The following is a 22,868-nucleotide window of genomic DNA, read 5'->3' as shown; positions in this document are numbered from 1 at the left end:
GGTCACCGCCCCCGCCACTTGGGGGGCCGCTTCTCGGTGAAGGCGGCGTGGAACTCGGCGTAGTCCTCGCCGTTCATGAGGAGGGCCTGGGTCGAGGCGTCCATCTCGACGGCCGCCGCGAGCGGCATGTCCAGTTCGGCGGTGAGGAGCGCCTTGGTCTGGGCGTACGCGAGGGCGGGGCCGTCGGCCAGCCGGCGGGCCAGGGCCTGGGCGGCCTCGTCGGCCCGCCCCTCCTCGGTCAGCTCGCTGATCAGGCCGATCCGCTCGGCCTCGGGGGCGCGGACGGTGTCGCCGAGCATCAGCAGGCGGGTGGCGTGGCCGAGGCCGACGACGCGGGGCAGCAGATAGGCGGCGCCCATGTCGCCGCCGGAGAGACCGACCCGGGTGAAGAGGAAGGCGAACCGGGCGCTGGGGTCGGCGACCCGGAAGTCGGCGGCCAGCGCGAGGACGGCGCCGGCTCCGGCGGCCACGCCGTGCAGGGCGGCGATCACCGGGAACGGGCACTCCCGTACGGCCCGGACGACCTGGCCGGTCATCCGGTTGAAGTCGAGGAGCTGGGCGGTGTCCATGGACAGGGTCGCGCCGATGATGTCGTCGACGTCGCCGCCGGAGCAGAAGCCGCGGCCCTCGCCGGCCAGGACGAGGGCGCGGACCGCCCGCTCCCGCGAGAGTTCGGCGAGCAGGTCGCGCAGGTCGGCGTAGGCGCCGAAGGTGAGCGCGTTCAGCCTGTCGGGGCGGGCCAGGGTGACGGTGGCGACTCCGTCGGCGTGCTCGACCCGCAGATGCTCCCAGTCGGAGGTGCGGGCGGCGGAGCCGGTGAAGGGACTCATGACGTGCGGCCTCCCCAGGGCGGACGGCGGGCACTGCCTCGGTGAGCTCACCCCTTCGAGCTCTCCCCCGAAGTTATCACCTGTCTTTGACCGTCGTCACGACCGCGCGATAAGCCTTTCGGTGCGCTGCGTGCCGACGGGGCGTGACCTGCGGCTGTCACATCCGTCACGGCTCGTCGACGCGCGTGTAACGGCGGGGCTCCCCCGCGCGGGACCGGACGCCGGCCTGGGTATGCCGCCCAGCAGTCGGGGCGATGGCCCCGGACGATGCCCGCCGGACGCTCGGACGGACGGCGCCGTACCATTCATACGGTTGAAAGCAGGACAGCCTGCTCATGAACGGACCCGCCTTGCACGATCGCCCGATGTCCTCCGCCTCCTGGCGCGTCGCGCTGCCGCACACCGCCGCGGCCGTGCCGGTCGCGCGCGCCCTGGTCCGTACGGCGCTGGCGGATCTGGAGCACGCCGCGGACTGCGACACCGCGGAGCTGCTGACGGCGGAGCTGGTCGCGAACGCCGTGGAGCACACGCCCGGGGACGGCCCGATAGAGCTGGTGGTGGATCTGCACCCGTCGGGCTGCCAGGTCGAGGTCCACGACCCGGACCCGGCGCCGCCGGGCCATCTGACGCGGCCCGTGGTGGAGGAACCCGACCCGTGGCAGGAGCACGGCCGGGGCCTGCTGCTGATCCGGGCGCTCAGCTCGTCGTGCGGCCACCGCCCGACGGCGTCCGGCAAGGCGGTCTGGTTCCGCCTGCCGGTCGTGCCGGCCCAGCGCCGGCCGCACTGACCGGGGGCGCTCAGCCCAGCGTCGCCACCAGGACCGCCTTGATCGTGTGCAGGCGGTTCTCCGCCTCGTCGAAGACCACCGAGTGCTCCGACTCGAAGACCTCGTCGGTGACCTCCAGAGACGTCAGGCCGTGGGACGCGAAGATCTCCTGGCCGACCTTCGTGCCGAGGTCGTGGAAGGCCGGCAGGCAGTGCAGGAACTTCACGTCCGGGTTGCCGGTGGCCCGCAGCACGTCCATGGTCACGGCGTAGGGGCCGAGGGCGGCGATCCGCTCGTCCCACACCCCCTTGGGTTCCCCCATGGACACCCAGACGTCGGTGACGACGAAGTCGGCGCCGAGGACGCCCTCGTCGACCTTCTCGGTGAGGGTGACGCGGGCGCCGCTGGCCGCGGCGAGCTGCTGCGCGCGCTCGACGACCGACGCGGCCGGCCAGTACGCCTGCGGGGCGACGATCCGCACGTCCATGCCCAGCAGGGCGCCGGTGATCAGGTAGGAGTTGCCCATGTTGAAGCGGGCGTCGCCCAGGTAGGCGAAGGCGATGCCGGTGACGGGCTCGGCGGAGTGCTCGGTCATGGTGAGCACGTCGGCCAGCATCTGGGTGGGGTGCCAGTCGTCGGTGAGGCCGTTGAAGACGGGCACGCCCGCGAACGCGGCCAGCTCCTCGACCTTGCCCTGGCTGTCCCCCCGGTACTCGATCCCGTCGTACATCCGCCCGAGCACCCGCGCGGTGTCCTTCACGGACTCCTTGTGGCCGATCTGGGAGCCCGTGGGGTCGAGGTAGGTCGTGGAGGCGCCCTGGTCGGCGGCGGCGACCTCGAAGGCGCACCGGGTCCGCGTCGACGTCTTCTCGAAGATCAGGGCGATGTTCCGGCCGCGCAGATACTGGGTCTCGTCCCCGGCCTTCTTGGCCGCCTTCAGCTCGGCGGCCAGCTCGACGAGCCCGAGGAACTCCTCCTGGGTGAAGTCGAGCTCCTTGAGGAAGTGGCGGCCGGCGAGGGCGGTCGGGACAGTCGCCATGGGGGCGCTCCAGGGGTGCGGGAAACGAAGACGGTGGAAGTCTATACGACCTTCAGAATTTATATACGGCGCCTCCGCCCCGTACGGCCGCCACGACCGCCCTGCCCCACCTGCCCGTCCCGCCCCTCCCCGGCTAGACGGCGTCGCGCTCGATCGGGCAGCTCATGCAGCGCGGCCCGCCCCTGCCCCGGCCCAGCTCGCTGCCCGGGATCTCTATCACCTCGACGCCCTGCTTGCGCAGATGCGTGTTGGTGGTGGCGTTGCGCTCGTAGGCGACGACGACGCCGGGCTCGACGGCCAGGACGTTGCAGCCGTCGTCCCATTGCTCCCGCTCGGCGGAGTGGACGTCCTGGGTGGCGGTCAGCACGCGGATCTCGCTCAGGCCGAGGGCGGCGGCGATCGCACGGTGCATGTGCTCGGGCGGATGGTCGGTGACCTTCAGCTCCTTGTCGCCGGCGCCCGGTTCGATCGTGTACGAGCGGAGCATGCCGAGCCCGGCGTACTGGGTGAAGACGTCGCCGTCGACCTGGGTCATCACGGTGTCGAGGTGCATCAGGGCCCGCCGCTTGGGCATGTCGAGGGCGACGATCGTACGGGCCGATCCGGCGGCGAACAGCTTGTGGGCGAGCATCTCGACGGCCTGCGGGGTGGTGCGCTCGCTCATGCCGATGAGGACGGCACCCCTGCCGATCACGAGGACGTCCCCGCCCTCGATGGTGGACGGGTAGTCGGCCTGCCCCTCGGACCAGACGTGGAAGTCCTCGTCGCGGAAGAGCGGGTGGTGCCGGTAGATCGCCTCGAAGTGCACGGTCTCGCGCTGCCGGGCCGGCCAGCGCATCGCGTTGACGGAGACGCCGTCGTAGATCCAGGCGGAGGTGTCCCGCGTGAAGAGGTGGTTGGGCAGCGGCGCGAGGAGGAAGTCGTCGAGCTCCATGACGTGGAAGCGCACCGAGATCGGCTCGGTGTGCGCGTCCAGGAACTCGCGCTTGGTCATGCCGCCGACTAGCGCCTCGGCGAGCTCGGGCGCGGGCAGCCCCTCGAAGGCGGCACGGAGGTGGTCGGTGGCGAGCACCCCGTACTCCTTCTCGTCGAAGACCCGGTCGAGGACGAGCTTCCGGGCCGCCGGGATCTCCAGGGCCTCGGTGAGCAGGTCGCCGAACAGATGGACCTCGACCCCGCGGTCACGCAGGACGTCCGCGAACCCGTCGTGCTCGGCGCGCGCCCGGCGCACCCAGAGCACGTCGTCGAAGAGCAGGGCGTCCTTGTTGCTGGGGGTGAGCCTTTTGAGCTCCAGATCGGGCCGGTGAAGGATGACGCGGCGCAGCCGCCCGGCCTCGGAGTCGACATGCAGTCCCATGCCTCCATCCTGACCAAAGGGGGGCGCCTTCACCCCCTCCTTGCGGACGACAGCCGACGACTTCTTTTCGTCCCCTTGACGACAAGCGGCACGGGCCATTATCGTCGTCATGACGAGAAAGAGGGGGCAGGCTCCATGGCCGACATCACCCGGCGCCTCGGCTGGCGCCATCTGCGCGGTGCGCCCACCACGCACATCCGCCACCACCGCGGCGGCAAGCTGCTGCACGACGGCCCCGGCCTCAGCTTCTGGTACCGGGCACTCACCGCCGCGCTCTCCGAGGTCCCCGTCGACGACCGCGAGCTGGCGATGACGTTCCACGCCCGCACCTCCGACTTCCAGGACGTGGCCGTGCAGGCGACCGTCACCTACCGGATCAGCGACCCCGCGCTCGCCGCGGCCCGCCTGGACTTCTCCATCGACCCGGACACGGGCGTCTGGCGGGGCGCTCCGCTGGAGCAGCTCGGGACGCTCCTGACGGAGACGGCCCAGCAGCACGCCCTGGACGTCCTGGCCCGTACGCCGCTGGCGGCGGCGCTGGCCGACGGGGTGACCGCGGTGCGGGAGCGGATCGCGGCCGGCCTGGCCGGTGAGCCCCGCCTCCCGGGGACGGGCATCGAGGTGGTCGCCGTACGGGTGGTGGCCCTGCGCCCCGAGCCCGAGGTGGAGCGGGCGCTGCGCACCCCGGCCCGGGAGCAGATCCAGCAGGAGGCCGACCGGGCGACGTACGAACGGCGGGCGGTGGCCGTCGAGCGGGAGCGGGCGATCGCCGAGAACGAGCTGGCCAGCCAGATCGAACTGGCCCGCCGCGAGGAGCAGCTGGTCGACCAGCGCGGCACCAACGCGCGCCGCGAGGCCGAGGAGGGCGCCGCCGCGGACGCCGTGCGCGCCGAGGCGGAGGCCGCCCGCACGGTACGGCTCGCGGAGGCGGAGGCGGCCCGGACCGTACGGCTCGCCGAGGCGGAGGCCACCCGGTCCGTGCGGCTCGCGCGGGCCGAGGCCGAGGGGGCGCGCGAGGTCGGCGAGGCGAAGGCGCAGGCCCAGGCGGCCTGGCTGCGGGTGCACGCCGACGTGGACGTGGCGACCCTGCACGCGCTCACCGGCACCCGGCTGGCGGAGAACCTGCCCCGCATCGACAGCGTGACCGTGACGCCGGACGTGCTGACCGGGCTGCTCAGCCGGCTGGGGGCGCGGGAGTGAGCCTCGCCCCGCGCGTGGTCCTCGTCCACCGCACCACCGAGTACCAGGAGCTGGTGGCCCGGCACGGCACCCACGGCCAGGCCGCCTTCTTCCTCTCCTCCCGGGGCCGGGACATCGAGGAGATCGCGGACCGTCACCACCGCACCCGCCGGGCGCTGGCCGAGGTGGCCGCCGCGGTCCCGCTGACCTGGCGGCAGGCCCGGGTCGAACGGGCCGACCTGGACCGCTTCCTCTTCGCGCCGGAGGACGTGGTGGTCGTCGTCGGGCAGGACGGGCTCGTCGCGAACGTCGCCAAGTACCTGGCCGGGCAGCCCGTGGTGGGCATCGACACCGACCCCGGCCGCAACCCCGGCGTGCTGGTGCGGCACCGCCCGAAGGACGCGGCCGCCCTGCTGGCGGCCACCCAGGCCCGCACGGCCCGCTGCGACGAGCTGACCATGGTCGAGGCCGTCACCGACGACACACAGCGCCTGGTCGCGCTGAACGAGATCTACCTGGGCGCCGCCGGACACCAGACGGCCCGCTACCGCCTGGGCCTGGAGGACGACGGGGGTGTCGTCGAGGCCCAGGCCTCGTCCGGGGTGATCGTCGGGACCGGCACGGGGGCGACCGGCTGGCTCCGGTCGGTGTGGCAGGAGCGGGGAGGGCGGGCGGCGCTGCCCTCCCCGACGGAGGAGCGCCTGCTGTGGTTCGTGCGGGAGGCCTGGCCGTCCCCCGCCACCGGGACGTCCCTGGTGGCGGGGGAACTGGCCGCCGCGGGGCGGCTCACCCTGACCGTCGAGTCCGAGCGGCTGGTGGCGTTCGGGGACGGCATGGAGTCCGACGCCGTGGAGCTGACGTGGGGGCAGACGGTCCGGGTCGGGGTGTGCCCGGACCGGCTGCGCCTCGCCGGCTGAGCGTCACAGCCGCGGGTCGACCGGCTCCGACTCCAGCGCCAGCACACCGAATACCGCCTCGTGGACCCGCCACAGCGGCTCGCCACCGGCCAGCCGGTCCAGGGCCTCCAGGCCGAGCGCGTACTCGCGCAGGGCGAGGGAGCGCTTGTGGTTCAGGAACCGCTTGCGCAGCCGCTCCAGGTTCTCCGGGCGCGTGTACTCCGGGCCGTAGATGATCCGCAGGTACTCGCGTCCGCGGCACTTGATGCCGGGCTGCACCAGCCGGCCCCGCCCGTCGCGCACCACCGCGCCGAGCGGTTTGACGACCATGCCCTCGCCGCCCCGGCCGGTCATCTCCAGCCACCAGTCGACGCCCGCCCGGACCGACTCCGGGTCACCGGTGTCGACGTACAGGCGCCGGGTGGTCCCCAGCAGGCCGCTGCCGTCGTGCTCCACGAGGCGGTCGAGGAGCGCGAGCTGCTCGTCGTGCGGGAGCGCGGCGAGGCTGCGGCCCTGGACCGCGAGCAGCTGGAAGGGCGCGAGGCGTACGCCGTCCAGGCCGTCCGTCGTCCAGCAGTAGCGGCGGTACGCCTCGGTGAACGCGGCCGCGTCCGACGCCCGTTCCCGCTGGCGCGCCAGCAGCGCGGAGACGTCGACGCCCCGTCCGGCGGCGCCCTCCAGCGCGGCGAGGGCACCGGGGAACACCGCTCCGGCCGCGGCGCCGACCGCCGCGTACTGCGAGCGCAGCAGCCCGGCGGCCTTCAGCGACCACGGCATCAGCTCGGCGTCGAGCAGCAGCCAGTCCGTCTCCAGCTCGCTCCACAGACCGGCCTCGCCGGCCGCCGTGCGGAGCCGGTCCAGGATCGCCTCCGTGACCGCCGGGTCGTCGAAGAACGGGCGGCCCGTGCGGGTGTACAGGGAGCCGGTCACGCCGTCCGCCACGCCGAAGTGCCGGCGCGCCGCCTCGGCGTCGCGGCACACCAGGGCCACAGCCCGCGAGCCCATGTGCTTCTCCTCGCACACGACCCGCTCGACGCCGTCCGCCGCGTACTGCGCGAACGCCTCCGCCGGGTGCTCGAGGAAGCCCTCGTTCGCCGAGGTCGCCGTCGGCGCCATGGTCGGCGGCAGGTACGGCAGCAGCCGGGGGTCGACCGCGAAGCGGCTCATGACCTCCAGGGCCGCCGCCGCGTTCTCCTCGCGGATCGCGACCCGCCCGTGGTGACGGGTCTCCACCACACGGCGTCCGTGCACGTCCGCCAGGTCCAGCGGCCGGCCGTCCTGCCCGCCCGGCGCCTCCGTGCGCAGCGGCCGGGCCGGCTCGTACCAGACCTGCTCGGCGGGCACGTCGACCAGCTCGCGCTCCGGCCAGCGCAGCGCGGTCAGCTTGCCGCCGAAGACGGCACCGGTGTCCAGGCAGATGGTGTTGTTGAGCCACGTGGCCTCGGGGACCGGGGTGTGGCCGTACACCACGGCCGCGCGGCCCCGGTAGTCCTCCGCCCACGGGTAGCGCACCGGCAGCCCGAACTCGTCGGTCTCGCCGGTGGTGTCGCCGTACAGGGCGTGGCTGCGGACCCGGCCGGAGGTGCGGCCGTGGTACTTCTCCGGCAGACCGGCGTGGCAGACGACCAGTCTGCCGCCGTCGAGCACGTAGTGGCTGACGAGTCCGTCGATGAACTCCCGCACCTCGGCGCGGAACTCCTCGCTCTCGCCCTCCATCTGCGCGATCGTCTCGGCGAGTCCGTGCGTGTGCTGGACGTTGCGGCCCTTGAGGAAACGGCCGTACTTGTTCTCGTGGTTGCCGGGCACGCACAGCGCCTGGCCCGACTTCACCATGCCCATCACGCGCCGCAGGACGCCCGGGCTGTCCGGGCCGCGGTCGACGAGGTCGCCGACGAAGACGGCGGTGCGGCCCTCGGGGTGCACGCCGTCCACGTAGCCCAGCTTGCCGAGCAGTGCGTCCAGTTCAGACGCGCAGCCGTGCACGTCACCGATGATGTCGAACGGACCGGTGAGGTGGGTGAGGTCGTTGAAACGCTTCTCGGTGACGACGGTGGCGTGCTCCACCTCGTCGGTGCCGCGCAGGACGTGCACCTTGCGGAAGCCCTCGCGCTCCAGGTGCCGCAGGGAGCGGCGCAGTTCGCGGATGTGCCGCTGGATGACGCGGCGCGGCATGTCGGCGCGGTCCGTGCGGGCCGCGTTGCGCTCGGCGCACACCTCCTCGGGCACGTCGAGCACGATGGCTATGGGCAGGACGTCGTACCGCTTGGCGAGCTCGATGAGCTGCCGGCGCGCGTCCTGCTGCACGTTGGTGGCGTCGACGACGGTGCGGCGGCCGGCCGCCAGGCGCTTGCCCGCGATGTAGTGCAGGACGTCGAAGGCGTCCCGGCTGGCGCTCTGGTCGTTCTCGTCGTCGGCGACCAGTCCCCGGCAGAAGTCGGAGGAGATCACCTCGGTGGGCTTGAAGTGCCGGCGGGCGAACGTCGACTTGCCGGAGCCGGAGGCGCCGACGAGGACGACGAGGGAGAGGTCGGTGACGGGCAGGACCCGCCCGTTCGCGGTCTCGGTCCGGATCTCGGTCATGCGGCCTTCGCCTCCTTCTTCCCCTCGGTCACGTCACGTGCGAACACGGCCATCTGCGTCGGCGGCCCCACCTCGGGGTCGTCGGGTCCCACCGGTACGAACTCCACGCCGTAGCCGTGCCGTTCGGCGACGGCGCCGGCCCAGGCGCGGAACTCCTCGCGCGTCCACTCGAAGCGGTGGTCGCCGTGCCGGACGTGCCCGGCGGGCAGGCTCTCCCAGCGGACGTTGTACTCGACGTTCGGCGTGGTCACGAGGACGGTGCGGGGGCGGGCCGCGCCGAACACCGCGTACTCCAGGGCGGGCAGCCGGGGCGGGTCGACGTGCTCGACGACCTCGCTGAGCACGGCCGCGTCGTACCCCTTGAGCCGGCTGTCGGTGTAGGCGAGGGAGCCCTGGAGGAGCTTCACGCGCGCGGCCTGCCGCTCCCCCATCCGGTCCAGCTTCAGCCGCCGCCCGGCGATGGTGAGCGCCCGCACGGAGACGTCGACGCCGACGATCTCGGTGTACGCCGGGTCCTTGAGCAGCGCCTGCACCAACTGGCCCTGCCCGCACCCGAGGTCGAGCACGCGGGTGGCGCCGGCCGCGCGCAGCGCGGTGAGGATGGCCTCGCGGCGCTGCACGGCGAGCGGGGCAGGCTTCTCCTCGGTCTCCGTCTCCTCGGCGACCGCGTTGTCGATCTCCTCGACCTCGCTGTCGTCGGTCTCGGCGAGGCGGACCAGCTCCAGCCGCTCCATGGCCGCTCGGGTCAGCGACCAGCGGCGCGCGAGGTAGCGGCTGGTGATCAGCTTCTGCTCGGGGTGGTCCGGCAGCCAGCCCTCACCGGCGCGCAGCAGCTTGTCGACCTCGTCGGGAGCCACCCAGTAGTGCTTGGCGTCGTCGAGGACGGGGAGCAGCACGTACAGGTGCCGCAGGGCCTCGGCGAGGGTCAGGGTGGCCGACTCCAGGACGAGCCGGACATAGCGCGAGTCGCCCCACTCGGGGAACCGCTCGTCCAGGGGCACCGGCTCGGCACTGACGTCCCAGCCGAGCGGCTCGAACAGACGCCGTACGAGGGCGGCGCCGCCCCGCGCCGGCAGCGACGGCACCTCGATACGCAGCGGCAGGGGCCGGGCGGCCAGCTCCGGGCGGGCGGTGCACACGCCCCGCATCGCACTGGAGAACACCGCGCTCAGCGCCACGGCCAGCAGCGAGGAGGCCGCGTACGGACGGTCGTTGACGTACTGCGCGAGCGCCGCGTCGGGGGCGCCGCCCCGTCCCTTGCCCTTGCCGCGCCGGACCAGCGCCACCGCGTCGACCTCCAGCAGCAGCGCCGCGGTGCAGCGCTCGGCGTCCGCCTCGGGGTAGAGGACGTGGGCCGTGCCGAAGGAGGTGGAGAACGCCTGCGACTTCTCGGGATGCTTGTGCAGCAGGTAGCCGAGATCGGTGGCCGGGCGCTCCGGGGTGCCGGTGGTGGTGAGGGTCAGGAACACGTGGAAGACCTTGACGTAGTGGTCTGAACTGCGGATACGCACACCGTATCGAGCGGGCGCCGGTGGCACCCGGGAATTTCGGGCGCACGACGACGCCCCGGGGAACCGTCCTTCCCCGGGGCGTGCGGACGCGGCGGTGCGTGGCCGTTACGACAGCTGCGACTGGACCTCGGCGGAGATCAGCTCCAGGTGGTCCAGGTCGTGCAGGTCGAGCATCTGCAGGTAGATCCGCTGGGAGCCGGCCTCCTGGTAGCGGCCGATCTTCTCCACGACCTCGGCGGGCGAACCGGCCAGCCCGTTCTCCTTGAGCTCGTCGACCTCGCGGCCGATGGCGGCGGCGCGGCGGGCGACCTCCTGGTCGTCCTTGCCGACGCAGACGACGAGGGCGTTCGAGTAGACGAGGTCCTCGGGGCGGCGGCCGGCCGCGCGGACGGCTTCGCGCACCCGGCCGAACTGCCGCGCCGAGTCGTCGACGCCGGAGAAGGGCATGTTGAACTCATCGGCGTACCGGCCCGCGAGGCGGGGGGTGCGGGTGGCGCCGTGGCCTCCGATGAGCACCGGGATCCGGTCCTGGGCCGGCTTGGGCAGGGCGGGCGAGTCGGTGAGCGTGTAGTACTCGCCCTGGAAGTCGAAGGTCTCGCCGAGCTTGGTCTCCCACAGTCCCGTGACGATGGCGAGCTGCTCCTCCAGACGCCCGAACTTCTCCTTCGGGAAGGGGATGCCGTACGCCTTGTGCTCCTCGTCGTACCAGCCCGCGCCCAGGCCGAGTTCGACGCGTCCGCCGGACATCTGGTCGACCTGGGCGACCTGGATGGCGAGCACACCGGGCAGCCGGAAGGTGGCGGCGGTCATCAGGGTGCCGAGGCGGATGCGCCGGGTCTCGCGCGCGAGGCCGGCCAGGGTGATCCAGGCGTCGGTGGGGCCGGGCAGGCCGTCCACGGAGCCCATCTTCAGATAGTGGTCGGAGCGGAAGAAGGCGTCGAACCCGAGGTCCTCGGTGGCCTTCGCCACGGTGAGCAGCGTCTCGTAGGTCGCCCCCTGCTGGGGCTCGGTGAAGATGCGGAGATCCATGTCTCCATCCTGCATGCCCGGGCGCGCTCCGGCCGCCCGGGGCCCCGCGCCCTCCCCTGCCACGGTCGGGTGAAAGCCGTCGGCGCCATGGACGTCCACCGCCGGGCCGGTGACCGGCCCGGACGATGATCGTTGGCCCGGTCGGAGCCGGACCACCCGGCTCTCTCCCCGGCCGGTCAGGGCCGGGGTGTCCTGTGTCGGCCCACTGCCGTTGGGGGGCCGCGGGCCGGAGGAGGCCGTCGTGTCCGAGGAGTTCGAGCCCCCGGTGGGTGGCGGGGGGACCGGTCGCCCGAAGGGGCTGCTGGAGCAGATGGAGGAACTGATGGCGGCACTGAACGCGGACCTGTCGGCGCTGGACGCCGATCTCCAGTCGCCCGGGGGCGCACGGAGTGGGCCGCCGGGGGCGGAGGGCGGGGCCGCCTGACGGAGTCACAGGGCGGGGTGCCCGGTCCGGGCCGTCGGCCCGAGGGGGTCGGTTTGAAAAGGGCGGTCCGAGGAGGCCGGGCGAGGGGGCCGCGCCGGAGGTCAGCCCGCCTCCCGTTCCGCCAGGACCTCGTCGCGGTCCGCGAGTCTGCGGAGCATTTCCAGGACGCGGTCGCGGGATTCGTCGGCTGCGTCGATGGCCTCCATGCAGCGCCAGTACGTCGTCTCGTCGTCGGCGGAGCTGGCCACGCCGACCAGGGCGATCCCGGCCTCGCCCAGGAGGCTGCCCAGGTTCATCAGGGCCTGCCGCGCGTCGCCCAGCTCGGTGAGCTGGGCGGCGCGTAACGCGCCCTCCGCGAGGTCCGGGATCTCCAGGACGCCGCAGCCGCGCCCCGCGAGCTCGGTCAACCCGATGGCCTCCCCGCGCAGTTCGGGCGGTCCGTAGACGGCGAGCCGGCTCCCGATGGCCTGCGCGAGCGCCTGGGCCTGCCACACCTCGGTCATGATGTCCGGCGCGCCGCCGCTTCCGGCCAGCGCTCGCCTGCTGTTCACGATCAGCCGCACCGCGTCCATCGCAGTCCCCGTCCGCCTGGACGCGCTGCCCACACGTCCACCTGAACTCCGAACTCCCTTGTCCACTACCCAGAGTGAAGGGCCTTGAGACGAAAAGCCAGAGGAAGACGGAAATCTGCGGACAACTTTTCGGATACGGACCGCCGATCCACCACGGAGAGTGAAAGTGGAACTATTCACTCAGCGGTCGGGGGCGCTCGCCGGGGCGCGGGAACCTCCGCTCGTTCCGGTCGATCTTCGCGTCCAGCGCGGCGAGCGGGTCGACGCCGAGCACCTCGCACAGCTGGAGCAGATACGCCAGTACGTCCGCGACCTCGTCCCGCACCCTGGCCGCCGTATCGGCGTCGTCCATGACCCGGGCGGACTGCTCCGGGGTCAGCCACTGGAAGATCTCCTGGAGTTCGGCGGCCTCCACACCGAGCGCGGAGACGAGGTTCTTCGGCGTGTGGTACGGCTGCCAGTCGCGCGCGGCGGCGAACTCCGCGAGCCTGCGCTGGAGTCCGGCCACATCAAGGGGTTCGGTCACGCCCCAGGTGTACCACCGTCACCCCGTCCGTCTCCGCCAGGCCCGAGGGGTCGCTGACCGAGCCGACCAGCCGGATGTGCCCCCGCGCCCCCATGCGCGCCGCGAGCCCCGTCAACTCCGCCCGCTGCACGGGGTCCAGGCCCCGGTCGAGGCCGTCCGCGAGGACGCCGAGGGTCTGCAGGGCGGCGGGCACCTCGCGCACCGGGTCGACCTCCAGGACACCGGGCCCGGTCAGCAGTACCAGCGACAGCGCGAGATAGCGCAGTTCGCCGTACCCGAGCCGGCCGAGCGCGGTGCGGACGCCGTCGCCCCGGTCGAGCAGTGCGCGGACCGTCCCGTCCGCCAGCAGTTCGGCGGCGACGTCCGTCACCGGGCCGGCGCATCCGGCGCGGGCGGCGGCGACCAGCCGGGCGTGCCGCCGTGTGCACTCGGAGCGCGTGCGCCACAGAACGTCGGCGAGGTTGTCGCAGGCGCCGAGCAGCCGGCCGGAGCCGACCGGGACCTCGGCCCGCATCCGCTCGGGCACGGGATCGCAGGCGAACACCGAGCGCAGGGCCACCACCAGTTGCTCGGCCGCCGCGAGGACCCGCCGCTGCCCGTCCGTGGTGCCGGCCACCCGCAGCGGCAGCAGCGCGGTGCCGAGCCGGTCGTCGGGGAGCGGGGCCCGTGTCACCGGGGTCTGCCCGGCCGTGTGCCAGGCGGCCTGCACACTGCGCCGGCCCGGGTCGCGCAGGGCCGTCTCCAGCAGGACGACGCCGCCCGCGGTCAGCCTCTCCCCCACGACGCGCAGTTCGGGCTCCGCCTGCACGGCCACGTCGAGCCGCACCGGGCCCTCCGGGCCGTCGGCGGTGCAGCCGATACGGAAGCCGCGCCGCCGCTGGGCGTCCGGGCGCGCCCGCTCCGGGACACAGGCCGCGGGGTCGGGGAACGCCTCCCCGACGGTCCGGCCGCCGGCGAGCCCGGCCAGTGCCTCGTAGGCCCGCAGCGCTGTCGTCTTGCCGGATCCGCTGGGTCCCGCGAGGAACGTGCACGGGCCGAGCGGGAACACGGCGCGGCGGTGCCCGGCGAACGCGGACAGCCGCAGTTCGACGACATGCGGCCGGGGCGGGTCGGGCGGAGCGTCGCCCGGACGCCCCTCGGCGGGTTCGTCCGCCGAGGCCGGTTCCGGCGGGTGTGCCGCGACCCCCGCCCGACGGTCCGGGGATGGCACGGACACGGCACCGAAGACAGAGGAAAGGCCCATGTCGGGGACCGTAGAGCCGTGCTCCTCAGGCGAACCGTTCCACCCTCGCGGGCTTCCTACGAACGGGGTACGGCACCGCGCGCGGGCGCCCCATGTCAGGCGCCGGGGACGCCGGCCGTCTCCATCAGTCCGCTCACCTCGGTGCCGGGCGGGGTCAGCAGGAACACGTTCCGGTCGACGCGGTGCATACCGCTGCCCAGGCCGAAGACCACGCCCGTGCTGAAGTCGAGCACCCGCTTGGCGACCTCGTTCTCGGCGCCCGTCAGGTCCAGCAGCACCGGGATGCCGGCCATCAGGGTCTCCGCGACCTCGCGGGCGTCCCCGAACACGTTGACCCGCAGGACGACGAAACGCCGGCGCGGCTCCGTCACCGCCTCCGGCATCGCACGGTGGTCCACCGCCGACGGCCAGGCGTCACGCCCCCGCAAAGGCACGACCTGGGCGAGCCCCTCCCACTGTTCATCGGTGACGTCGTAGCTGTTCACCGGCTCACCCCGACCTGACTCGCCCTCAATGCCTGCACCAGCCAATTCTTACGCCAAGTCACCCGTTCGGCCCAACACCGACACGGCCCGCGACCGCATCGGACGCGTCGTCGCCGGGCGCGGACGGCGTGGGCGGCGGTGCCGGGACGGGTGGCAGGGCACGGGTACCGGGTGGCCGGACCCTTGCCCGGCCCGCGTGCGACTCCGCCGGACGGGTGACAGACTGATGGCTCGGGCCGGGCAGTCCGTGGCGGAGAGCCCGGATACGGGCGGGAAGGTCCAGCGCACACATGGACGGCTGGTACGCCCCTGCCCCAGGCTCGTGTCGGACGTGCGGACGGCGGTGAGTTCCGGTGACAGCGAGCGACGAGGCGGAAGCGGTTGCCCCGGTGTCGGGCGGGCCCGCCGGACAGACGGTCGTGGTCGTGGGCGGCAGTTCGGGCATCGGTCTGGAGACCGCCCGGCAGGTGCGGGCGGCCGGCGGTGACGTGATCCTCACGGCCCGCGACCCCGGGCGTCTGGAGCGGGCGGCCGAGGAGCTGAAGCCGTTGAGCACGGCCGCGTTCGACGCCATGGACGCCGACCGTCTGGAGGGGTTCCTGCGGGAGCTGCCCGGTCAGGTCGACCACGTTCTGGTGACGGCGGGCAGCCCTTCGTACACGCCGCTCGCCGACCTCGATCTGACCGCGGGCGGGCGGGACTTCGGCGGGCGCCTGGCGATGCTGCTCGCGGCGGGGCGGGCCTGCCGCGACAAGGTCAGGCCCGGTGGGACGCTGCTGTTCATCGGCGGGACCGGTGCCCGCCGGCCCGCCCCCGGCATGGCCGTGATCGGCGCGCTCACCGCGGCCCTGCCCGCGCTGGCCGCGAACCTGGCCGTGGAGATCGCCCCGGTGCGGGTGAACCTCCTCGCGGCGGGCTTCGTGGACACGCCCCTTTCAGCGTCCCTCCTCGGGGAGCAACTGGAGGCGCGCCGCGAGGAGTTGCGCCGCACACTGCCCATCGGGCGGGTCGTCGGACCCGGCGACGTCGCCTCCCTCGCGCTGCACATCATGGCCAACGGCGCCCTCACCGGCGCCACCTACGACATCGACGGCGGACAGCAGCTCGTCGCGCACTGAGCGCCCGACGTACCGGCGTACGGCCGCACACCGCCGTCGTCCGCCGCGCCGCCGCCCTCCGAGACGGGAGCCACACAACCATGGACATGAAACTCGAGGTCGTCGTGGTGCCGGTGTCCGACGTCGACCGGGCGAAGGACTTCTACACGGCGCTGGGCTGGCGGCTGGACGCGGACGTCCCCACGGACGACACGTTCCGGGTGGTGCAGGTGACCCCTCCGGGCTCACCGGCGTCGGTCATCTTCGGCACCCATGTGACCGAGCAGGCGCCGGGCACGGCACGGGGTCTGCACCTGGTGGTCGACGACATCGAGGCGGCCCACAGCGAGCTGAAACGGAACGGCGCCGACCCGAGCGAGATCTTCCACGACGCTGGGGGCGTCTTCCACCACGGCGGCACGGACGCGCGGGTGCCGGGCCCCGACCCGGAGCGCGGCAGCTACGGCTCGTTCCTGTCGTTCAGCGACCCGGACGGGAACGGGTACGTGCTCCAGGAGATCACCACCCGGCTGCCGGGCCGCCTGGACCCCTCGGCCACGGCGTTCGCGTCGGCCGACGACCTGGCGGGCGCCCTGCGCCGGGCCGCCGCCGCACACGGCGAGCACGAGGCCCGCACCGGCGCGGAGGACCCCGACTGGCCGGACTGGTACGCCCGGTACATGGTCGCCGAGCAGTCGGGAGCGGAACTCCCGCAGTGACGTGACCACGAATCCCGCGCTCAGGACCGTCCGTCGAGCAGGCCGGCGAAGGCCGCGGCGACGCGGGCGACGGCGGGGTCGTCGTCCCGGGACAGGCGGTCCAGCACCTGGCGCACACCGGGGCCGGGCAGTTCGACCAGCGCCTGCGTGAGACGGATCCGGGTCGCGGAGTCGGCCCCGGGAGCGGTGAGTTCGCCGGTCAGGGCGGTCAGGACGCCGTCGGCGCGGGCCGGGTCCGCGGACAGCGCGCCGAGGACCTCCGCCGCGTCGACGTCGTTCACGCCGTCGACCACCATGCCGACGAGCACGGGTACGGCCGCGGTCGTGCCCCGCCGGCCCAGCGCGAGGGCGGCCGGGCGGCGGACCGCCGGGTCCGGGTCCGCGAGCGCGTCCTCCAGCGCGGCCGCCGCCGCGGGGACCTCGGCCAGATCGGCGAGCGCCCGCGCGGCCCGCAGCCGGACGGCGGGGTCCTCGTCGTGCACCCCCGCGGCCAGCGCGGTCACGCCGGAATCCCCGGACCGCGCGAGCGCCCAGCGCAGGGCGCCCGACACGACCGGGTCCGGCTCGGCCAGTACGGCTTTGGCCAGGAGCTCGGCGGGGACGGGTACGTCGTCCTGCCGGGCGAGCACGGCCTGTTGCCGGCGCGCGGCATGGGGCGAGTCCAGGCCCTGCATGAGGGCGACGACCCGCAGGACGTCCTGCCAGTCCGCGGGGGCCGACGCGTCGATGGCGCGGAGCCGTTCGAGCAGCTCCCGTTCCCGGTCCAGCCGCTCCTGGGTCCACCGGATGAGGTCGCCGACCAGGGCGTCCGGCGTGAAGGCCGGGTCGCCCAGCGCCTGCGCGACCTGGTGGAGCGAGAGGCCGAGGGACCGCAGGCTCTCCACGTGGAAGATCCGGCGGACGTCCTCGGCGGAGTACTCGCGGTAGCCGCCGACGGTGCGGCCGGTGGGCCGTACCAGACCGAGGGCGTCGTAGTGCCGGAGCATCCGGGCGCTGACCCCGGAGCGCCGGGCGACCTCACCGATCAGCATGGGCCGGTCCCCGTCGGAGCGGGCGCGGGCGGCGCGGCCCGCTCCGGCCCGAGTGCGACGATCCGCCTGGCCTCGTCCACCGCCGCGTCGAAGCCGGTCTCCGGCCGCTCGCGGAGCAGTTCCGTGGCGGCGGCGTGTGTGGCCACGGCCGGGTCGGGGCCGGTGGCGGCCCGCTCCAGGACGGGCCGGGTGACGTCCCCGAGATCGATGAGCGCCCGGCTCAGGCTCAGCCGTACGGCCCGGTCGCCGCGGCCCAGCTGCCGGACCAGTTCACCGGCCAGGTCGGCGCGGGTCTCCTCGTCGTCCGGCGCGAGGGCGACCGTGACACGCCAGGCCGTCCGGGCCACCTCGTCGTCCCGGTCGTGCAGCAGGGCGCGCGGGATCCATGTCCAGGCGCTCCTGTCGCCGATCTTGGAGAGCGTGTGCAGGGCCTGGGCGCGCGCCTGGGCCCGGTCGGCGTCGAGTTCCCGCCGGATCCGGGCCAGGGCCGGCGCGGAGGGCAGGCGGGTCAGGGCCCAGGACAGCATGTCCCGTACGAAGAAGTCCGGTTCGACCGCGCAGCGCTCGACCAGGGCGTCCAGCAGGCCGGGGTCGGGGGACGAGCCGGCCGCCAGGGCCGCCTTGAGCCGGACCGACGGGTCGTCGGCGCCCAGGGCAGCGGTCAGGCGGGCGGTGTGCGGGGTCGTGTGTGTCGGGTTGATCGGGACCACCTCCTGCACCCAGGGGACACCTTGCCACCGTGTCAAGGTCAAGGCGCGCGGTCCTCGCGACGGCGGTGGCCGGACCACGGTCCTCGCGACGGCGGTGGCCGGACCACGGTCCTCGCGACGGCGGTGGCCGGGTCGCGGTCCGGCTCAGGGCGCGACACCTCCGGGCCCGTCCAGCACCGTCGTCATGATGTGGCGGATGCGGTCGCGCAGCAGCCGGTGGGTGCGGTCGTGGTCGTTGCGGGGGTGCCACGCCATGCCGACGGTCAGGGGCGGCAGTTCCAGCGGGATCGGGAAGGTGTGCAGCCCGAGCGTGCGCAGCATGGAGCGTCCGAGGCCGGCCGGGGCCACGCCGACGACGTCGGTCTCGCGGGTCAGGAACAGGGCGGTCGCCACGCTGGGGACCACCGCGACCACGCGCCGGCTCAGCCCGGCCTCGGCGAGCCGCTCGTCGATGGGGCCGTGCGCCCGGCCGCGCCGGGACACCACGACGTGGTCGGCGGCGGCGAACCGCCGCGGTGTCACCGTCCGCGCCTCGGCGAGGGGGTGGTCCGGGCGTACGACACCGGTCAGCGTCTCCGTGAGCAGGGTCTCGGAGCGGATCTCCGGGTGCCCCTGCCGGACGATCCCGACCTCCAGGTCCACCAGTCCCTCGCGCAGGGCCGGGGTGTCCTCCAGGCTCTCCGGGCGCAGCCGCAGGGAGATGCCAGGCGCCTCGGCCCGCAGGTCGTCGAGGAGGCGCGGGATGAACGTCGTGGACAGCATGTCGCCGACCTGCAGGTCGAAGGTGCGGACGGAGGTGCGCGGGTCGGCGGTGCCCGACGGCGCGAACAGGGCGCGGGCCCGGCCGGTGACCGCCTGCACCTCGCCGCGCAGCTCCAGGGCCCGGGGCGTCGGCACGAGGTCGCGTCCGGCCCGTACGAGGAGCGGGTCGCCGAAGGCGCGTCGCAGCCGGGCCAGGGCGCGGCTCATCGCGGGGGGCGAGGTGTGCAGCCGTTCCGCCGCCTTGGTCACGCTGTTCTCGGCGAGCAGGGCGTCCAGCGCCTCGATGAGGTTCAGATCGACATGGTCCACGCCGCCGATTATCGGGAGCGGAAAGACTCCGTATCAAGGTTGCACTGGTCGGAATCGCGGTCCGTTCCTACGGTCGTAGACGCCCCCTTCCGCACGGGCGGGGGCGTGTCGGGAGCGACTGGAAGGCGGACTTGATGATCACTCGTGACGTCCCGGCGGCGGGCGGAGGTCCCGTCGCCGGGGAGCGCCGCCCGCGGCGCATGACCTTCGCGGAGGTGCGCGCCCGGATCGGCGAGCCCGGAGAACTGGTGAAGCGCAAGAACCACGACCGGCTCGACCACCACGCGCGCCGTTTCATCGCCCACTCCCCCTTCGCGGCCCTGGCCACCTCGGACGCGGCCGGGCTGCCCGACAGTTCGCCGCGCGGCGACCACCCGGGGTTCGTCAAGGTGCTGGACGAGCGCACGCTCGCGATCCCCGACCGGCCGGGCAACAACCTCGCCGACTCCTTCCGCAATCTCGCCGAGAACGACGGGATCGGACTGATGTTCGTCGTCCCCGGGGTGCGGGAGGTGTTGCGGGTCAACGGCCGCGCCTACCCCACCGACGACCCGGAGGTCCTCGCCCGGATGCGCGTCGACGGGAAGGAGGCCCGGCTGGCGATCGTGGTGGACGTGGAGGAGGTCTTCTTCCACTGCGGCCGGGCGCTGATCCGCTCCCGGATGTGGGATCCGGCGAGCCAGGCCCTGGCGGATGAACTGCCGTCGATCGGGGAGATCGCCGCCGACCAGATGCAGGTCGACGCCGACCCGGCGGTGCTGACGGAGATGCTCGAACACGACTACCGGCGCCTGTACTAGGTCGTGTCCGCAAAGTCCCGTCGTCCGCCCGTAGGGCGGGCCGAGCGGTGTCCGGTGCGTGCTCTCGGTGTGCCGGACGGGCTCCCGCGTACTGGTTGTACGCGGGTGGCCGGCCGGTGCGCCGAGAGTGCGTGCCGGGCGCCGGGCGGCAGGCAGGACTTTGCGGACACGACCTAGGGGGGATTCCGTCCGTGCAACGCACTGTTCTCGACAAGGCCGAACCCGTCGCCCGGGGTGTACTCTCGCTGCGTCTGCGGGGCGCCGACGGCCCGCTGGCCCCCTGGGAGCCCGGCGCGCACATCGACCTGTCCCTGCCGAACTGGCTGACCCGGCAGTACTCGCTGTGCGGGGACCCGGACGATCCCGAGACATACCGCGTCGCCGTCCGGCACGACCGGCTGAGCCGGGGCGGCTCGGAGTACATCCACCTGTACCTCGACGAGGGGCACGCGCTCGACGTCTCCCTGCCCCGGAACACCTTTCCCCTCCTGCCCCCGCCGGAGTACCTGTTCGTGGCGGGCGGCATCGGCGTGACGCCCCTCATGCCCATGCTGGCGGCGGCCGTCGCGGCGGGGGCCTCGGCGCGGCTGCTGTACGTGGGCCGGTCGCGGGCCACCATGCCGTTCGCCGGCGAACTACGGGCGGCGCACGGCGACCGGGTCCGCGTCCACGCCACGGAGGAGTGCGGCCGCCCGGACCTCGCCGCGCAGGCGGCGGCCCTGGGCCCGCGGGCCCTCGTGTACTGCTGCGGCCCGGCGCCGATGCTCGACGCGGCGGAAGCGGTGTTCCCGCCGGAGCGCCTGCAGGTCGAGCGGTTCCGGCCCGCGCCGAAGGAGTTCGCGCCGGACGAGCCCTTCGACGTGCGCTGCGCCCGCTCGGGACGCGAGGTGCGCGTCGAGGCCGAGGACTCCCTGCTGGACGCGCTGAACCACGCCGGGTTCCCCGTGCCGTCCGGGTGCCGTGAGGGGGTGTGCGGCAGTTGCGAGGTCGTCCTCCTGGACGGCGAACCGGAGCACCGGGACGACATCGGCGCATCGCCGGGCCGGATGTACGCCTGCGTCTCGCGGGCGCGGTCGGCCACGCTCACCCTCGATCTGTGACGCACGGGCCGGTGCCACACTGGAGGGCGTGACGCGGACGGACCGGCGGCTCGAGCGGGCCATCATCGGCCTGCTGGAGCGCCGTGCGGCCACGTCCTCGATCTGCCCGTCCGACGCCGCGCGCGCCGTGTACGACGGGGACGACGACGGCTGGCGGGCCCTGATGGAACCGGCCCGCCGGGCGGCCTGGCGTCTGGTGGCGCAGGGCAGGGTCGAGGTCACCCAGGGCGGCCGGCCCGTCAGGGAGGACGAGGCCCGCGGCCCCCTCCGCATCCGCCGCGCGGGCTGGTGACGGGCTCCCCCGCAGCCCTGTCCGCAACCTGCCGGCCGGAATCTTCCCGGCACTCGGCCACCTTTGGCCATGAATCGCTCCCCGGCCGTCTATCCGCGTAGACGAACAGCCGCCACACTGAAGCCGCACTCGCACGAGCACGGCCGTCGTGCGCCGCACGGCGGTACTTCCGGCATGCCCCCCACTCGGGCAACGCCCATGCATGGAGGACAAGTTGTTCGCTGAGAGACGGCTCCGCGCGGCTCTGACCGCGCTCGCGCTGAGCGGGCTGGCCCTGACCACCCTTCAGGGAACCGCGGGGGCGGCGGCCACCCCCGCCGCACCGGCCTCCGCCCCCGCCAAGAGTTCGCCCGTCGCCGAGATCGAGGCCACGACGGCCCGCGCGTTCGCCCGTACGCTCGCCGAGCCCGCCTGGCGCAAGCAGGTCGCCGCGGCGACGCCGGCCGGCGAGGACGTGGACCTGCTGTCCCTGACGGCGACGTCCCGTACCGGGTCCGTCAAGGACTTCCGGAGCACCCTCGCCGAGGCCGAGACGGCCGTGGCCCGCGCGAAGGGGCTCGGCAAGGAGGCGCCGCCCCTGCTCCGGGTGAGCCTCGCCGGCCCGTCGGCGAACGCGGCCGACCTCGCACGCACCGCCCCGCTGGTCGCGTCGGCACCGTCCGAGGACGCCGAGGTCGTCGTCGCCTACGACAGCGCGGGCAGGGCGCACGAGCTGGACGCGACGAAGGCGCCGGACCGGCCCGTCTACGTCGTCGGCGTCGACGGGCAGACGGCGCTGGACGCCGGTCTGAAGGTCATCGGCAAGGAGCTGGCCGCCCGGGGCCTGTCCCGCCCGGAGGCGACCACCGCCCCGTCGGCCTCGGCGTCGGCCGCGGCCTCCGGCTTCTGGACGACCCGCATCAAGTCGATCAGCGTGGCGGACGTCGAGGAGCCGTGGTTCAAGGGCGACGCGGAGATGTTCGGCCTCGTCACCGGCTTCGGCACGGACGGGAAGGTCCGCGTCGACACGGTCACCATGCCGTACATCGACGACGAGGGCACGACCTACTACCCGGGCCAGATCCTGGTCAACTGGTCGAACTACAAGTACAACCTGGCCGACGTCGTGCTCATGGAGGACGACGGGGACACCAACTACTCCTCGCTGGCCACGGCACTCGCCGCGGTCCTGCTGACCATCACCGACCAGGGCGCGTACATCCCGCTGGTCGACGCGGTCATCGACGCGATGCCCACCTCCTGGTGGACCGACGACCCGGACTACGTCGACGCGTTCTACACCCTGGCCCGCGAGACCACGGGCAGCCGCGTAGGCGCCTCGGCGAACGCGCGGATGACGGTGGAGCGTTACTTCGTGTCGGAACTCTGACACCCCGGACCCGGCCTCTTCGGGGGCCGGGTCACTGAGCGAACTGGCCACGGCCCTCGGCCAGGACCGCACCCGCCTCTCCCACCAGCTCACCCGCATGGCCGAGCGCGACCTCGTCGCCCGGGAACGCGGCGGCTGTGTCACCTTGACCCCGGCCGTCCATCCCGGGCACCTCGTAGCCCACGCCGGCCGGTGCCCCACTGACGTTTCGCGGGTAGCCGCGCGGTTACCCAGGAAGCGT

Annotated in this window: 23 protein-coding genes; 10 read left to right on the top strand and 13 right to left on the bottom strand. The window is 73.8% G+C overall.

All coding sequences use genetic code 11. The features are described from left to right. Positions 1-2: 2 nt before the first annotated feature. The gene (locus ACFV46_RS28575) at positions 3-830 is read right to left on the bottom strand and encodes an enoyl-CoA hydratase family protein (protein ID WP_361927654.1); all 828 of its coding nucleotides are present in this window, start codon (positions 828-830) and stop codon (positions 3-5) included. A gap of 335 nt (positions 831-1,165) precedes the next feature. Here ACFV46_RS28575 and ACFV46_RS28570 point away from each other — a divergent pair, with 335 nt between their 5' ends. Continuing rightward, a complete protein-coding gene (locus tag ACFV46_RS28570; protein ID WP_361927651.1) occupies positions 1,166-1,618 on the top strand; it encodes an ATP-binding protein in 453 nt (150 codons plus the stop codon). A 10-nt stretch (positions 1,619-1,628) separates the two neighbouring features. Here ACFV46_RS28570 and argF read toward each other — a convergent pair whose 3' ends face one another. Both argF and ACFV46_RS28560 read right to left on the bottom strand, forming a co-directional pair. Beyond that, on the bottom strand, positions 1,629-2,636 hold the full coding sequence (gene argF / locus ACFV46_RS28565; RefSeq protein ID WP_385500378.1) for an ornithine carbamoyltransferase: 1,008 nt from the start codon (positions 2,634-2,636) through the stop codon (positions 1,629-1,631). Positions 2,637-2,769: 133 nt separating this feature from the next. Continuing rightward, a complete protein-coding gene (locus ACFV46_RS28560; protein WP_361927646.1) occupies positions 2,770-3,993 on the bottom strand; it encodes an arginine deiminase in 1,224 nt (407 codons plus the stop codon). A 135-nt stretch (positions 3,994-4,128) separates the two neighbouring features. On the opposite strand from ACFV46_RS28560, the gene ACFV46_RS28555 reads away from it, so the two are divergent. Both ACFV46_RS28555 and ACFV46_RS28550 read left to right on the top strand, forming a co-directional pair. Further along, positions 4,129-5,193, top strand: a complete 1,065-nt coding sequence (locus tag ACFV46_RS28555) for an SPFH domain-containing protein (protein ID WP_361927644.1) — start codon at positions 4,129-4,131, stop codon at positions 5,191-5,193. Beyond that, positions 5,190-6,089 (top strand): hypothetical protein, encoded by a 900-nt coding sequence (locus ACFV46_RS28550; RefSeq protein WP_361927641.1) that lies wholly within the window; start codon positions 5,190-5,192, stop codon positions 6,087-6,089. Before ACFV46_RS28555 ends, ACFV46_RS28550 begins: the two co-directional genes overlap by 4 nt. A 3-nt stretch (positions 6,090-6,092) precedes the next feature. On the opposite strand, the gene ACFV46_RS28545 is transcribed toward ACFV46_RS28550, so the two are convergent. The 3 genes from ACFV46_RS28545 to ACFV46_RS28535 form a co-directional block, all read right to left on the bottom strand. Beyond that, positions 6,093-8,648 carry a polynucleotide kinase-phosphatase gene (locus tag ACFV46_RS28545; RefSeq protein ID WP_385500375.1) on the bottom strand — a complete coding sequence of 852 codons (2,556 nt, stop codon included), beginning with the start codon at positions 8,646-8,648 and terminating at the stop codon, positions 6,093-6,095. Beyond that, entirely contained in the window at positions 8,645-10,117 is a 1,473-nt protein-coding gene (locus ACFV46_RS28540; protein ID WP_385500374.1) for a 3' terminal RNA ribose 2'-O-methyltransferase Hen1, read from the bottom strand. The genes ACFV46_RS28545 and ACFV46_RS28540 overlap by 4 nt, the downstream gene beginning before the upstream one ends. A 147-nt stretch (positions 10,118-10,264) precedes the next feature. After that, positions 10,265-11,188: an LLM class F420-dependent oxidoreductase gene (locus ACFV46_RS28535; RefSeq protein WP_361927633.1), complete on the bottom strand. Its 924-nt coding sequence runs from the start codon at positions 11,186-11,188 to the stop codon at positions 10,265-10,267. A gap of 241 nt (positions 11,189-11,429) precedes the next feature. On the opposite strand from ACFV46_RS28535, the gene ACFV46_RS28530 reads away from it, so the two are divergent. After that, positions 11,430-11,612, top strand: coding sequence for a hypothetical protein (locus ACFV46_RS28530; RefSeq protein ID WP_361927630.1), 183 nt, complete (start codon positions 11,430-11,432; stop codon positions 11,610-11,612). A gap of 101 nt (positions 11,613-11,713) precedes the next feature. On the opposite strand, the gene ACFV46_RS28525 is transcribed toward ACFV46_RS28530, so the two are convergent. The 4 genes from ACFV46_RS28525 to ACFV46_RS28510 form a co-directional block, all read right to left on the bottom strand. Then, the gene (locus tag ACFV46_RS28525) at positions 11,714-12,184 is read right to left on the bottom strand and encodes a DUF6099 family protein (RefSeq protein WP_062670367.1); all 471 of its coding nucleotides are present in this window, start codon (positions 12,182-12,184) and stop codon (positions 11,714-11,716) included. Between the two features lie 172 nt (positions 12,185-12,356). Next, positions 12,357-12,710, bottom strand: a complete 354-nt coding sequence (locus tag ACFV46_RS28520; protein WP_361927628.1) for a nucleotide pyrophosphohydrolase — start codon at positions 12,708-12,710, stop codon at positions 12,357-12,359. Further along, positions 12,694-13,953 (bottom strand): ATP-binding protein, encoded by a 1,260-nt coding sequence (locus ACFV46_RS28515; protein ID WP_385500372.1) that lies wholly within the window; start codon positions 13,951-13,953, stop codon positions 12,694-12,696. Before ACFV46_RS28515 ends, ACFV46_RS28520 begins: the two co-directional genes overlap by 17 nt. A 95-nt stretch (positions 13,954-14,048) precedes the next feature. Next, positions 14,049-14,438 carry a cell division protein SepF gene (locus tag ACFV46_RS28510; RefSeq protein ID WP_192806243.1) on the bottom strand — a complete coding sequence of 130 codons (390 nt, stop codon included), beginning with the start codon at positions 14,436-14,438 and terminating at the stop codon, positions 14,049-14,051. Between the two features lie 353 nt (positions 14,439-14,791). On the opposite strand from ACFV46_RS28510, the gene ACFV46_RS28505 reads away from it, so the two are divergent. Then, positions 14,792-15,556, top strand: a complete 765-nt coding sequence (locus tag ACFV46_RS28505) for an SDR family oxidoreductase (protein ID WP_361927624.1) — start codon at positions 14,792-14,794, stop codon at positions 15,554-15,556. Positions 15,557-15,636: 80 nt separating this feature from the next. Beyond that, positions 15,637-16,254 (top strand): VOC family protein, encoded by a 618-nt coding sequence (locus tag ACFV46_RS28500; RefSeq protein WP_385500370.1) that lies wholly within the window; start codon positions 15,637-15,639, stop codon positions 16,252-16,254. Between the two features lie 20 nt (positions 16,255-16,274). Here ACFV46_RS28500 and ACFV46_RS28495 read toward each other — a convergent pair whose 3' ends face one another. The 3 genes from ACFV46_RS28495 to ACFV46_RS28485 form a co-directional block, all read right to left on the bottom strand. Then, a complete protein-coding gene (locus ACFV46_RS28495) occupies positions 16,275-17,285 on the bottom strand; it encodes a HEAT repeat domain-containing protein (protein WP_385500369.1) in 1,011 nt (336 codons plus the stop codon). Beyond that, a complete protein-coding gene (locus ACFV46_RS28490; protein ID WP_385500367.1) occupies positions 17,279-18,004 on the bottom strand; it encodes a HEAT repeat domain-containing protein in 726 nt (241 codons plus the stop codon). The genes ACFV46_RS28495 and ACFV46_RS28490 overlap by 7 nt, the downstream gene beginning before the upstream one ends. 135 nt (positions 18,005-18,139) lie before the next feature. Then, positions 18,140-19,066, bottom strand: a complete 927-nt coding sequence (locus ACFV46_RS28485; protein WP_385500365.1) for a LysR family transcriptional regulator — start codon at positions 19,064-19,066, stop codon at positions 18,140-18,142. A 134-nt stretch (positions 19,067-19,200) separates the two neighbouring features. Between ACFV46_RS28485 and ACFV46_RS28480 the strand changes: the two genes are divergently transcribed. The 4 genes from ACFV46_RS28480 (at position 19,201) to ACFV46_RS28465 (ending at position 22,627) form a co-directional block, all read left to right on the top strand. Continuing rightward, positions 19,201-19,866: an MSMEG_1061 family FMN-dependent PPOX-type flavoprotein gene (locus ACFV46_RS28480; protein ID WP_385500364.1), complete on the top strand. Its 666-nt coding sequence runs from the start codon at positions 19,201-19,203 to the stop codon at positions 19,864-19,866. Positions 19,867-20,057: 191 nt separating this feature from the next. Further along, positions 20,058-20,966 carry a PDR/VanB family oxidoreductase gene (locus tag ACFV46_RS28475; protein ID WP_385500362.1) on the top strand — a complete coding sequence of 303 codons (909 nt, stop codon included), beginning with the start codon at positions 20,058-20,060 and terminating at the stop codon, positions 20,964-20,966. Positions 20,967-20,994: 28 nt separating this feature from the next. Continuing rightward, positions 20,995-21,258 carry a DUF3253 domain-containing protein gene (locus ACFV46_RS28470; RefSeq protein ID WP_385500360.1) on the top strand — a complete coding sequence of 88 codons (264 nt, stop codon included), beginning with the start codon at positions 20,995-20,997 and terminating at the stop codon, positions 21,256-21,258. A 214-nt stretch (positions 21,259-21,472) separates the two neighbouring features. Continuing rightward, entirely contained in the window at positions 21,473-22,627 is a 1,155-nt protein-coding gene (locus tag ACFV46_RS28465; RefSeq protein WP_385500359.1) for a DUF3103 family protein, read from the top strand. Positions 22,628-22,868: the final 241 nt, after the last annotated feature.

Origin of the sequence: Streptomyces sp. NPDC059852 (assembly GCF_042731455.1) — a bacterium.
GTDB lineage: Bacteria > Actinomycetota > Actinomycetes > Streptomycetales > Streptomycetaceae > Streptomyces.
This window is presented reverse-complemented; position numbering and strand designations above follow the sequence as displayed.

Bases quoted from the DNA above. Each gene is read 5' to 3' on its own strand.
- ACFV46_RS28575 (WP_361927654.1), bottom strand. From the start codon at position 830: ATGAGTCCCTTCACCGGCTCCGCCGCCCGCACCTCCGACTGGGAGCAT.
- ACFV46_RS28570 (WP_361927651.1), top strand. From the start codon at position 1,166: ATGAACGGACCCGCCTTGCACGATCGCCCGATGTCCTCCGCCTCCTGG.
- argF (WP_385500378.1), bottom strand. From the start codon at position 2,636: ATGGCGACTGTCCCGACCGCCCTCGCCGGCCGCCACTTCCTCAAGGAG.
- ACFV46_RS28560 (WP_361927646.1), bottom strand. From the start codon at position 3,993: ATGGGACTGCATGTCGACTCCGAGGCCGGGCGGCTGCGCCGCGTCATC.
- ACFV46_RS28555 (WP_361927644.1), top strand. From the start codon at position 4,129: ATGGCCGACATCACCCGGCGCCTCGGCTGGCGCCATCTGCGCGGTGCG.
- ACFV46_RS28545 (WP_385500375.1), bottom strand. From the start codon at position 8,648: ATGACCGAGATCCGGACCGAGACCGCGAACGGGCGGGTCCTGCCCGTC.
- ACFV46_RS28535 (WP_361927633.1), bottom strand. From the start codon at position 11,188: ATGGATCTCCGCATCTTCACCGAGCCCCAGCAGGGGGCGACCTACGAG.
- ACFV46_RS28525 (WP_062670367.1), bottom strand. From the start codon at position 12,184: ATGGACGCGGTGCGGCTGATCGTGAACAGCAGGCGAGCGCTGGCCGGA.
- ACFV46_RS28515 (WP_385500372.1), bottom strand. From the start codon at position 13,953: ATGGGCCTTTCCTCTGTCTTCGGTGCCGTGTCCGTGCCATCCCCGGAC.
- ACFV46_RS28500 (WP_385500370.1), top strand. From the start codon at position 15,637: ATGGACATGAAACTCGAGGTCGTCGTGGTGCCGGTGTCCGACGTCGAC.
- ACFV46_RS28495 (WP_385500369.1), bottom strand. From the start codon at position 17,285: ATGCTGATCGGTGAGGTCGCCCGGCGCTCCGGGGTCAGCGCCCGGATG.
- ACFV46_RS28480 (WP_385500364.1), top strand. From the start codon at position 19,201: ATGATCACTCGTGACGTCCCGGCGGCGGGCGGAGGTCCCGTCGCCGGG.